Annotated in this window: 11 protein-coding genes; 10 read left to right on the forward strand and 1 reads right to left on the reverse strand. The window is 38.8% G+C overall.

Features of this window, described 5'->3' with window-relative positions; translation table 11 throughout:
• Positions 1–68 precede the first annotated feature (68 nt).
• The gene (locus tag EVU92_RS18330) at positions 69–314 is read right to left on the reverse strand and encodes a hypothetical protein (RefSeq protein ID WP_130052605.1); all 246 of its coding nucleotides are present in this window, start codon (positions 312–314) and stop codon (positions 69–71) included.
• A gap of 356 nt (positions 315–670) precedes the next feature.
• Here EVU92_RS18330 and hisG point away from each other — a divergent pair, with 356 nt between their 5' ends.
• The 10 genes from hisG (at position 671) to EVU92_RS18380 (ending at position 11,342) form a co-directional block, all read left to right on the forward strand.
• Positions 671–1,570 (forward strand): ATP phosphoribosyltransferase, encoded by a 900-nt coding sequence (gene hisG, locus EVU92_RS18335; RefSeq protein ID WP_130052606.1) that lies wholly within the window; start codon positions 671–673, stop codon positions 1,568–1,570.
• Positions 1,571–1,576: 6 nt separating this feature from the next.
• Positions 1,577–2,878, forward strand: a complete 1,302-nt coding sequence (hisD, locus tag EVU92_RS18340; protein WP_130052607.1) for a histidinol dehydrogenase — start codon at positions 1,577–1,579, stop codon at positions 2,876–2,878.
• On the forward strand, positions 2,868–3,965 hold the full coding sequence (gene hisC, locus EVU92_RS18345; RefSeq protein ID WP_130052608.1) for a histidinol-phosphate transaminase: 1,098 nt from the start codon (positions 2,868–2,870) through the stop codon (positions 3,963–3,965). Before hisD ends, hisC begins: the two co-directional genes overlap by 11 nt.
• Positions 3,962–5,023, forward strand: coding sequence for a bifunctional histidinol-phosphatase/imidazoleglycerol-phosphate dehydratase HisB (gene hisB / locus EVU92_RS18350; RefSeq protein ID WP_130052609.1), 1,062 nt, complete (start codon positions 3,962–3,964; stop codon positions 5,021–5,023). The genes hisC and hisB overlap by 4 nt, the downstream gene beginning before the upstream one ends.
• The gene (gene hisH / locus EVU92_RS18355) at positions 5,020–5,610 is read left to right on the forward strand and encodes an imidazole glycerol phosphate synthase subunit HisH (RefSeq protein WP_130052610.1); all 591 of its coding nucleotides are present in this window, start codon (positions 5,020–5,022) and stop codon (positions 5,608–5,610) included. The genes hisB and hisH overlap by 4 nt, the downstream gene beginning before the upstream one ends.
• Before the next feature lie 27 nt (positions 5,611–5,637).
• Entirely contained in the window at positions 5,638–6,372 is a 735-nt protein-coding gene (locus EVU92_RS18360; RefSeq protein WP_130052611.1) for a 1-(5-phosphoribosyl)-5-[(5-phosphoribosylamino)methylideneamino] imidazole-4-carboxamide isomerase, read from the forward strand.
• A 269-nt stretch (positions 6,373–6,641) separates the two neighbouring features.
• Positions 6,642–8,432, forward strand: a complete 1,791-nt coding sequence (locus EVU92_RS18365) for an integrase arm-type DNA-binding domain-containing protein (RefSeq protein WP_130052612.1) — start codon at positions 6,642–6,644, stop codon at positions 8,430–8,432.
• A gap of 520 nt (positions 8,433–8,952) precedes the next feature.
• Complete coding sequence (locus tag EVU92_RS18370) at positions 8,953–9,423, forward strand: hypothetical protein (RefSeq protein ID WP_130052613.1); 471 nt, start codon at positions 8,953–8,955, stop codon at positions 9,421–9,423.
• A 1-nt stretch (position 9,424) separates the two neighbouring features.
• Positions 9,425–10,693, forward strand: a complete 1,269-nt coding sequence (locus tag EVU92_RS18375) for a relaxase/mobilization nuclease domain-containing protein (protein WP_168990039.1) — start codon at positions 9,425–9,427, stop codon at positions 10,691–10,693.
• A gap of 85 nt (positions 10,694–10,778) precedes the next feature.
• Positions 10,779–11,342: a 3'-5' exonuclease gene (locus EVU92_RS18380; protein ID WP_130052615.1), complete on the forward strand. Its 564-nt coding sequence runs from the start codon at positions 10,779–10,781 to the stop codon at positions 11,340–11,342.
• The last annotated feature ends 45 nt before the right edge of the window (positions 11,343–11,387 follow it).

An 11,387-nucleotide genomic window follows, 5' to 3' on the forward strand; every position in this document is an offset into this window, starting at 1 on the left:
ACAAGTGTTTATTTACGTTAGCAGAAAAAAACGACCTGTTGCATAAAAACAAATTCTTATATTGAGTATCAAGCCCATGTATCTAGGTGTTTATTACCCTCTTCATCTTCCTCTATGGCATTTTTGTTGTTTTTATCATCTTTTTCAGCTGCTTTTTCAGCTGCTTTTTTACGGCGCTCTATTTCACGCTTTTGGCGCTTTTCGAGTTCAATTCGCTGCACGTTCGCGTCTTTTACGCCCGCAATATGAAACGCACCTTTACTCTCCAACTGTAAGCGCGTTATTCGACCTAAAAAGGGGATCATGATATCCATTTGTACCTCCTATTGTACCTCCTACCTATCCAATATATATCGACAGTTATAAGATATACTTTAATTTCGCAAAAAAATGCTTGCCAAAGATTAGCAAAGCATGTTTATCTATATACGTAACTTATTTAAACAGATTTACGCACTGGTTTATACAAACGAGTGCAATACAGGAAAAATTATGCGCTTCAATCTGACAACTATCCATCATCACCATCATTCACCGGAATAGCCTGTCAGGTTTTTCGCTGAGAGGTTATTCCTAAAAGGAACCTCTGGCGAGCAATCAACCAAATTATTTATTTTCGCCCTGAGGTTCCCTCGGGGTTTTTAGTTTTTGAATTAAAGGAAAATGAATAATGAGCAATACCAACCGTTTACGAATCGCCATCCAAAAAGGCGGCCGCTTATCAAAAGACTGCCAAGAGTTACTTAAGCAACTTGGTGTTAAATTAAATCTTCGTGAACAACGTTTAATCGCACACTCTACCAACATGCCAATTGATGTACTTCGTGTACGCGATGACGATATTCCGGGTCTTGTAATGGACGGTGTATGTGACCTAGGTATCGTCGGTGAAAACGTACTCGTTGAAGTACAAGCTGAACGCGAACGCCAAGGTGTGGCATTCGAAGTAAATAAGCTTTCTAAACTTGATTTTGGTTACTGCCGTTTAGCACTTGCATGGCCACAAGAACTTGGCCCACAAGATAAAAGCTGGTTCGAAGGTAAACGCATTGCAACTACATACCCTGAAATTTTAAGCCAATATCTAAAACGTGAAGGCATCAACGCAAGCACGGTAATGTTAACAGGCTCTGTTGAAGTGGCACCGCGTGCTGGTCTGGCTGATGCGATTTGTGACTTAGTGTCTACCGGTGCAACGTTAGAAGCCAATGGCTTAATGCAAGGCGACACAATCTTAGAATCAAATGCATGTTTAATTCAAAACAAAGACCTAGCAGATCAAAGTAAACTTGATTTAATCAATACGCTAATGCCGCGTCTACGTGGTGTTCGTCAAGCTAAGGAAAGTAAATACATCATGTTACACGCTCCTAAAGCAAAGCTTGATGAAGTATGCGACTTGCTACCTGGTACTGGCCAACCAACTTTACTATCGCTTGCAGGTAGCGACGATTATGTAGCACTGCACATGGTTAGTAGCGAAACCCTATTCTGGGAAACGATGGAACAGTTAAAAGCATTGGGTGCCAACTCAATTCTTGTTATGCCTATTGAAAAAATGATGGAGTAATTATCCATGTTTCGCTGGAATGAGGAAAATCAACAAGCACAGCAGGCGGTACTCACCCGCCCTGCTGTTACTGCAAGTAAAGAGGTCGAAGCAATTTGTATCGACATCTTAAATGCAGTTAAAACAGATGGTGATGCAGCGTTATTAAAGATGGCAAAAGAGTTTGATAAGCGCGAAACACCACGCTTATTAGTACCGGTTGAAGAAATTAATCAAGCTGAGCAGTTACTATCAAGCGAGTTAAAAGCCGCTATCGAAACGGCCTATGCCAATGTTAAACGCTTTCACCAAGCACAGTTACCCAAAGACATTAAGTTAACAACGCAACCGGGTGTGTTGTGTGAACTTAAATATCAAGCCATTGAAGCGGTTGGTATTTACGTGCCAGGTGGCAGTGCGCCACTGCCATCGTCAGTGATTATGCAAGGGGTGCTTGCACAGTTAAGTGGTGCACAAACCGTTGTGCTTACTACACCTGTAAAAGCCGATGAAACTATCAACCCTGCCATTTTATATGCGGCAAAACTATGTGGTATTAAAACCATTGTAGAAAGTGGCGGCGCAGGTGCGATTGCAGCGATGGCATACGGCACAGAATCAGTGCCTAAAGTAAACAAGATTTTTGGCCCTGGAAATAGTTTCGTCACTATGGCAAAACAACTTGTTGCGCAAACTATTCCGGGTATGGCGATTGATATGCCAGCAGGCCCTTCTGAAGTGCTAGTGATTGCTGATGAGCGTGCAAACCCAGAGTTTATTGCGGCAGATTTACTATCGCAAGCGGAGCACGGCGCTGATTCGCAAGTTATTTTACTATGTAACAACGAACGCATCATTGAAAAAACACAGCAAGCATTAACAGAACAGCTAGCAAAATTAAGTCGTAAAGACACTGCCGAACAAGCCCTTGCTAACTCAAGCTTGATATTAGTGGACTCGGTTGAGCAAGCCTTTGCGGTGTCTGCTGAATATGGTCCTGAGCACCTTATTTTACAACTTGCTGATGCGCAGCCTTATCTAAGCTTAGTGAAAAATGCCGGTTCAGTATTTGTCGGTGATTACACCCCTGAGTCTGCCGGTGACTATGCGTCCGGTACTAACCACGTACTACCAACGTATGGTTACAGTGCGACCTATTCGAGCTTAAACTTATTGGACTTCTTTAGAACTTACACAGTGCAAACCATCAGCAAAAATGGCTTACGTGAATTATCTAAAGCAATTTTACCTTTAGCTGCAGCAGAGGGACTAGATGCTCACGCTAATGCTGTTTCAATTCGTCTTGAGGCTATGAACAATGAGCGATAATGCAAAAATAACAACGCTGTTGCCAGATAACATTGCTGCACTTACAGCCTATAGTTCAGCGAAAAGTGAAAAGCTCACAGGCACTACTTGGTTAAATGCCAACGAAAGTCCATATTCACGTACTCCAAATATCAATTTAGCTGATTTAAATCGCTACCCAGATCCGCAGCCTCAGCAAGTGATTAATCGTTATGCTTGCTATGCTAATTTAGAGCCGGAGCAAGTGCTAATGACTCGCGGAGCTGATGAAGGTATTGAGCTATTAGTACGTACGTTTTGTCGTCCAGCTAAAGATAGCATTGCACTCTTTTTGCCAACTTACGGCATGTACAAAGTAACCGCTGACACTCACAACATTGCGATTAACGGTTTAACTCAAGAACTGTTATTAAAAGGTACGGTTGATGAGATTGTAACCGCTGTTGCTGACTCAAAACTGGTGTTTATTTGTAATCCAAATAATCCAACTGGCAGCATGACTAGCCTAGACAAAATCAGAAAAATCACCCAGCAACTTGCAGGTAAAGCGATTGTCGTGGTTGATGAAGCTTATATAGAATTTTGCCCAGAGCAAACAGCTGCAAGTCTCATTAATGAGTTTAGTAACCTTGTGGTACTGAGAACCTTATCTAAAGCGTTTGCACTTGCGGGTCTTAGAACAGGCTTCACACTCGCTAACAATGAGCTACTTGCGCCTATTCGTAAAGTGATTGCGCCTTACCCTGTATCAACCGTTGTTGCGAGCATTGCAGCAGACGCATTAAGTAGTGACAATATCGCTTCAATGCGACGTCAGGTGACAATTCTCAATAGCTTAAAAGCCAAACTAAAAAACTGGCTTGAGCAATCACCTGCCGTTATCAAAGTACTGAGCGGTGAAGGTAACTTTGTCACCTTAAAATTAAAAGACAAACAATCATTTATTATCGCGCTTGAACAGGGCCTTGTGATGCGTGCCTTCACATTGTATGGCGAAAATGATTGGCTACGAATTTCTATCGGTAATGAACAAGAATTAGAACAAGTAAAAGTTTGGTTAGATGGCTTATCACTGACCAGCAAAACAGTAGAACAGGAATTATCATGAGCAACCCGTATTTATTTATTGACCGCGATGGCACGATTATCGAAGAGCCAATCACCGACAAACAGGTTGATAGCCTTGAAAAATTGGTGTTTTTGCCGAATGTGATCCCTGCTCTATTACAACTTCAAGCGGCAGGTTACCGCCTTGTGATGGTTTCGAACCAAGATGGTTTAGGAACTGATAGCTTCCCAACAGCTGATTTTGATATTGCTCAAGACAAAATGATGAATATCTTAAACAGCCAAGGAATCAAATTTGATGAGGTTCTGATCTGCCCTCACTTTGATGAACAAAATTGTGACTGCCGTAAGCCAAAAACCGGATTACTTACTGAGCTAATGCGTTCAGGTAAAGTCGATTTAGCACGCTCATTTGTGATTGGCGATCGCCAAACAGATATCGGACTTGCCAAGAACTTATGTTGCGAAGGCATTTTGTATGATGGCAGCTGGGATGCCATTGTCACTAAGCTGACAACTGCGAACCGTGAAGGCCGTGTCACTCGCAATACCAAAGAAACACAAATCGATGTGCAAGTTAATTTAGACCAAACAAAAAATGGTGAAATTAGCACAGGCCTTGGCTTTTTCGATCACATGCTTGACCAAATTCGCACCCATGCCAATATCGGTCTTAATATTCAAGCAACTGGCGATTTACACATTGATGAGCACCACCTAGTTGAAGATATCGGCATTGCACTTGGTCTTGCTCTTAAACAAGCATTAGGTACAAAAACGCAAATTGGTCGTTATGGTTTCGCATTGCCTATGGATGAATGCAAAGCTGAAGCACAAATCGACTTATCAGGCCGTGCATCATTTGTATTAAATGCCGATTTTAGCCGTGAAAAAGTAGGCGACTTAGACGTACAAATGGTTGAACATTTCTTTAAAAGCTTAAGTGATAATGCTGCGATGAGCCTTATTCTGTCGGTTAGCGATGGTAACTGCCATCACCAAGTTGAAGGTCTATTTAAAGCGTTTGCTAGAGCACTTCGCGCTGCGATTGCTAAAGATGCTTCGCAACAAACTGCTAGCTCTAAGGGGTGTTTATGATTGCTATAATTAATACCGGTTGTGCCAACATTAACTCTGTTCGTTTTGCCTTTGAACGCTTAGGTAAAACACCAGAGGTGATCACTTCACCTGAGCAATTAAAAGGTTTTGAACGTGCGATTTTACCTGGCGTAGGCCATGCCTCTGTTGCAATGAAACGCTTAAAAGACGGTGGCTGGCAGCAAGCAATTGATGAATATCAGCGCCCGCTGATGGGAATTTGTTTAGGTATGCAATTACTTTGTGACAAAACTGAAGAAGGCAATGTTGATTGTCTTGGCAAAATCCCAGGTATTGTTAAGCAACTTGATGTAGGTGAATTAACTTCACCGCACATGGGCTGGAACGACCTAAGCGTCTTAAAAGAGCATGCCCTCACTAAAGGTTTATCAGCGCAAGATCAAGTGTACTTTGTGCATAGCTTTGCTCACACAGTGAACGATGCCACCTTAGTTAGCGGTGAATACGGACAAGCTTTTTCAGCGATTGTTGCCAAAGATAACTACGCAGGTATGCAGTTCCACCCTGAGCGAAGTGCTAAAGTAGGCACCCGACTTTTACAAAACTTTTTAGATTGGCAGCTGTAAGCGCAGCAAAAAATAAGAGAAATAAACGTGATAATTCCAGCACTCGATGTATTACAAAACCAAATTGTGCGCTTATACCAAGGTAAGTATGATACAGCACAATTTTACCCTTACGAACTTAGCGCACGCTTACAAGAATATGCAAATAGCGGCGCAGGTAAACTACACCTCGTTGATTTAGAAGGTGCGCGCGATCCAAATAAAAAACAGTGGCAGCATATTCAAGCGGCAACCAAAGCGCTTAATGTACCTTATCAAGTAGGTGGCGGTATTCGCTCTGAGCAAGATGTTGCCGACTGGCTTGAAGCCGGTGCTAACCAAGTCGTGATTGGCTCAATGGCCGTTGAAAAGCGCGAGCAAGTACAAGCTTGGATTGAAAAATTTGGTGCAAAGCACTTCGTTATAGCACTTGATGTAAATAAAACGGAAAACGGCTGGGCACCAGCGACACATGGGTGGCTAAGTGAATCTAAGTTTGGTTTGTTCGAACTTGTTGATTTTTACGTAGCTCTCGGTGTAATTGATTTTCTGTGTACAGACATCAGTAAAGACGGCACGATGACAGGCCCTTCATTTGCACTTTATGAAGATCTAACTAACCACAATAGCGATATTAAAGTTCAAGCATCAGGCGGTGTAAGCTCACTTGATGATATTGCAAAGCTGAAAAAACTTGGCGTTGGCGGTGTTATATTAGGTAAATCATTACTCGATGGTGCCTTTAATGTTGAGGAGGCGTTAGCATGTTATCAAAACGCATAATCCCTTATTTAGATGACAACAGATATTTATAAGAAATAATAAAACCTAAAAAAAGAATCAAAAACCTAATTATTTAAAGGGCTTACAACTATAAGTAAGTAGTAAGCCCTATCCTATCTATTAGGTTAATAATATAAAAAATGTAGCCTATACGTCTCCAATTCACTATTATAAATAAGAAGTGTCGCCTATATGTATCCTATGACACTCTGCAAAAAGTAACTTTATGCAGGTTTTATGCACTATTTATTCACTCATAAGGAGCTAAGGTGGCTAATAAAGAAAGTAACCTCGCCGAATATTTTCCGAGAGATCAACTAAAAGATTTTTCATTTTCTCATACCAACATAAAAAAACTTTTAACCTCGAAATATCCGGTAGAGGAAGAGCGTGTTTACAAGGATACGAATCAATCAGCTAACGGTTTACGAATTAGAGTTTATCCTTCCAGTAATGCAACCTACTTTGTCGAAAAGCGAATTAGGGGGGCATCTGGTGGGGCAAAAAAAAGAGTGATTGGCAAAGCAAGTGAAATAGACCTATTTGAAGCAAGAAAAACTGCCTATCGATTTATTTCGTGGATGGCAGGAGGAAAAGATCCGTATGAAGAGCTTGAAAAAGAAAAACGTGAAAACAGAGTTTACACAATTCGAGATGCATACAATTTATACATGGACAACAGAACCATTCAAAAAGAAACGCGAGACAGATATGAGCGCCAAAAAGATGTTCTTAGCTACATTCACATAAAAAGAAAACAAAAATGGCAGGATGTAGAATCTGAATCGCAATTGGTCAATACAAATACTTTCAAAAGTAAGACCAGCAATTTAAAAAGTCTTTTGGATGCTGACTTAAATGACATTACATCTCAAGCAGTTCTATCCTTTCATAAAAGTATTACAAACAATCACGGCCACGGTAATAACAAAGCATTTACAGAAGGCGATAGAGTTATTCAGTTTTTAGGCTCTCTGTATGATATGGCTATCGATCTAGTTAACGAAAAGCAGGATGACGAGCATTATATTAAACGTAACCCTGTAAAAATCATGGGCCGTGCTCGAGGGCGTTGGAATAATCCCGGAGGTAAAGCTAAAAGACGCCACGAAAGTCTTGATACAGAACACATTGCTGCCCATTACCAAGCAATTATGCAACTAAAAACTCTTAAAAATGAGACTAGAGACGACTACCCTAAAATGAAGTATACCAATATACCTATTCCGGGAGCAGTCAGAGCACATTACTTTTTACGTTTCATGTTTTGGACTGGATGGAGGCCCGGTGATGTTGCTAGAATCCAATGGGATCAAATAGAAACTATTTCAGATAACGATAAAACTTATACCGTTGTGTCGTGGAATGACAAAGAAGCAGCAGAACGTCTTAAAAATGGAGAACCAATTTATCGTGTTCCATTAAACCAGCAAGCTGAATTGGTTATCAAAGAGCTGGAGGAAATTAAATCCGATAAATTAAATAAAGCGAAAAAAGGAGAGATTAAGATCAGACATGACTATGATCACAATCATGTATTTCTTAATGTGCTTGAAAATGATCACATTAAACCTAATCAGCATCACTATGAGAAAAAAATTCAAGAGCTAGCCAATACTAGGTTCTACCCTACTGGAATATACAGAAAAACCTTTCTCACGTACGGCAATGAACTCAAAATCAATATTTATACATTAAAACGATTAGTGTTCCATACACAAAACTATTTCGACGTTACAAGCGGCTATATTAAAACACATAGGCAAGTATTATTAGATGCTAGTGAGAAAATTGCTAACTATCTAAACAGCTATATATCTCCAAAGTTGATACAACCTGAACCATCAAAGCAAATAATTGAGATTTCAGATGTAAGTATTGATAAAGATATAATCGATGAATTAACTGCACAATATGGTGAAGATGCGACACGTAAAACTAATGATTTAATTAGAATTGCTTTAGCATTAAAAACCCTCAATCATAGCATATACAAAAAACTTGAGCTTACTACTAGTGAGTTTGCGGAGTTTGACGATTCAGATTTTGCTGGAGACTAGTATTTTGTCATTTACCACAACATTGTCGATTCAAAACGCTGTTGCTGAGATACCTATTACTAATGTTTCCTTTAGTTCAACTGGCATGCATGTTCCCTATTTTGTTTTTAACGTTAACAATAACCTCGATTTATATCCAAAGATAGTATCAGTAATTTACACAGTAAATTCGGACAAAATAATTTCCAAACAATTCGTTCATATCTCATTGACAAACTTCGGATAAATACTTGATGAGATTTTATTTTTCATACAAAACAAATAGTTACTATATTTTCAATTGTTAGTTCTGTATAATTATAGGTAAAAGGCGGCATGGCAGGGTATGTTAAATAGTAACTATTTTTACTGCCGTAAAAGTTACTCAATTTAACCCCTGTTGTCGCTCACGCGACAAATCTAAAAAATAGTTGCTCATGCAACCAAAAGTAAACAATAAAATAAGACGAAGTCTTATGGAGATACATAAGTTTAATTTAAACACAGGATTGATTTCGTCATAACTAATAAAGGTAAAGTTATGACAAATAAAAAACGTAAAATATCACTAGTTACAAGAGTTAACGTTGACGAGCATCAGATTATTTCTGATGCCTGTAAAACCGCTAATTATAATACCATCGGCTCTTTCATTCGTGACACTTTAATCTGTAGCTTAACAGAAGAACATTCTCTTCACGGCATTACAGTCCCAACTCAAACTGCTGAAGAAATGGCCAATAATGTTCGTCTACTAAATCAATTAATTGAACATCTGAATTTGGCATTGTCTGATAAATCCCTATTTGATTCTCATCAAGATAAAGAGCAATACCTAATTAATGCTATACAAATGGCTTATTTAACTGGCAATGCTCTTCAAGTTTGGTCTCATTTTCTTAAGAAAAATTTTGATGAATCAATTAAACAAATTGCGCTATCAAACTTATCAGCTGATGAACTTAATGACTTAGCCTCTCAAAAAAGCTGTATATTAGATGAGGGTAATTAGTATGATTATTAAATTTGTAAAATCCAAGAAAAAGGATAATCAAGGTAGAATTAGAAAGCTTATTAAATATATCTTTGGAAAAACGAAACACACTCATGATGCTAATGGTCGTGAGCTTACACATGAAACAATTAAGTTTATTGGAAGCAGTAACTCTTTGCCAATAACAAATCCTTTACTATCTTTCGATAACGGAGTAATGACAAAATTAGGTGGTAAAGAAGCCAGCTTGACACCGCTGATCAATACGTTTTTGAAAGTAGAGTCATTAAATGCTCGTGTTATGCATCCGTTTGAACATATAATTGTTTCTTTACAAGAAGACGAATATCTTAATATATTCCAGTGGCGTGAGCTAGTCGATGATCTTTTAGTAAAACTGGGTTTCGATGACCACCATTGGGTTGCCCTTTGGCATGGCAATACATCAAATAATCACTGCCATATAGCCGTTTCAACAATTTCTAACACCCCACCTCATCGCCGACTAGTTCTAGGTAATAGCTTTAAGAAAACAGCTCTCATTCGAAACAAGTTAGAGAAAAAGTTTGGCTTAAAACACGATCACAACCCATATACAGATGGTCATGGGAAAAGAGTTAGTGACTCGAAATACAAAACTAAAGTGCAGACTATTCGCTCTTGTATTGATAAGGCAATTGAACAACATGGCGAAAGTATTCCCCTTCCCGTATTCATCGAACGCTTAAACAATCTTGGTGTCGGCTGTTTCGCTCAAACACGACGAGATAGCATAAAAGGTGTTTCATTTAGTTTAGGAAAATATAAAATCACAGGCTCGAAATTAGGTATTGGTTATAGTTGGAATTCATTGCAAGAACGTGGCGTTTACTACGACCATTCTAAACACGCTATTAGCATAGAAAACTCTAACAGTTTAGAACAAAAGGTAACTAGAACTATTGAAGCTTATTCGTTACCAGAACAACCTACTTACAACAGCAAATATTTACTAGTAAAAAAGGTAAATCTCAAATTTAAAGCTCATAAGCAAAAATCTAAATACAAAGCTGGTTATTCTTGGGGTTTATGGATAAGACCACCAATGTCTTTCAAAGGCATGAACAAACAACAAATTGAACAGCAAATCGCATTTATGCGAGCTTTACGTAAATTGCTTTGGCTATATTTCAATTGGTTAAGGAAAAAAGACGCAGAACAACAGTTTGCTTATGAGTTGATAAAGCCGTACCTTAGGAGAATAAAAGAACCAACAGACGGTGACTTTGAAAATACATTTTCGTTTTAGTAATCATTTAAGCCTTTAACTCAATCCGTATTTATATAATTTTTGTTAAAGGCTATAATTTCGCCACACAACATTAAGGAAAATGATGGACTTAGACAGTTTTAAATACTTTTTAATTATTGATGTTGAAGCAACTTGCAATAACGATGACTCTTTTCCAGTCAACGAAATGGAAATGATCGAAATTGGGGCTGTTTTAATTTGTGCCGACTCACTTACAAAACTAGATGAGTTCAACACGTTTATTCAACCGCAACGACACCCTAAACTAACCGACTTTTGTACGAACTTAACAAGCATCACTCAACACAATGTCGATCATGCACCATATTACCCTGAAGCAATTAACACTTTCCAAAATTGGCTAGGCAATTACCATAACTACCTGTTTTGCAGTTGGGGTGAGTATGACAAACAGCAATTTGAACAAGACTGTGCTTTTCATAATGTACCATACCCTATTCCTGCTCCTCACTTAAACATTAAAAAGCAATTTTCTAAAACTCAAAAAGTACGCAAAAGACATGGTATGGCGGGAGCGTTAAAGCTTGCTCAAATCTCACTCACCGGTTCACATCATCGTGGAATCGATGATGCTAATAACATGATCAAGTTAATGCCGTATGTCATCGGAAGAAAATCAATCTAGCACAATTTTCAATAACCCATGACATCTACACAATAAAAAATATAT

It is taken from the genome of Pseudoalteromonas sp. MEBiC 03485, from assembly GCF_004195145.1.
GTDB lineage: Bacteria > Pseudomonadota > Gammaproteobacteria > Enterobacterales > Alteromonadaceae > Pseudoalteromonas > Pseudoalteromonas apostichopi.

Excerpts from the sequence above, each read along its gene's own strand:
- EVU92_RS18330 (WP_130052605.1), bottom strand. The coding sequence starts at position 314 with ATGGATATCATGATCCCCTTTTTAGGTCGAATAACGCGCTTACAGTTG.
- hisG (WP_130052606.1), top strand. The coding sequence starts at position 671 with ATGAGCAATACCAACCGTTTACGAATCGCCATCCAAAAAGGCGGCCGC.
- hisD (WP_130052607.1), top strand. The coding sequence starts at position 1,577 with ATGTTTCGCTGGAATGAGGAAAATCAACAAGCACAGCAGGCGGTACTC.
- hisC (WP_130052608.1), top strand. The coding sequence starts at position 2,868 with ATGAGCGATAATGCAAAAATAACAACGCTGTTGCCAGATAACATTGCT.
- hisB (WP_130052609.1), top strand. The coding sequence starts at position 3,962 with ATGAGCAACCCGTATTTATTTATTGACCGCGATGGCACGATTATCGAA.
- hisH (WP_130052610.1), top strand. The coding sequence starts at position 5,020 with ATGATTGCTATAATTAATACCGGTTGTGCCAACATTAACTCTGTTCGT.
- EVU92_RS18370 (WP_130052613.1), top strand. The coding sequence starts at position 8,953 with ATGACAAATAAAAAACGTAAAATATCACTAGTTACAAGAGTTAACGTT.
- EVU92_RS18375 (WP_168990039.1), top strand. The coding sequence starts at position 9,425 with ATGATTATTAAATTTGTAAAATCCAAGAAAAAGGATAATCAAGGTAGA.
- EVU92_RS18380 (WP_130052615.1), top strand. The coding sequence starts at position 10,779 with ATGGACTTAGACAGTTTTAAATACTTTTTAATTATTGATGTTGAAGCA.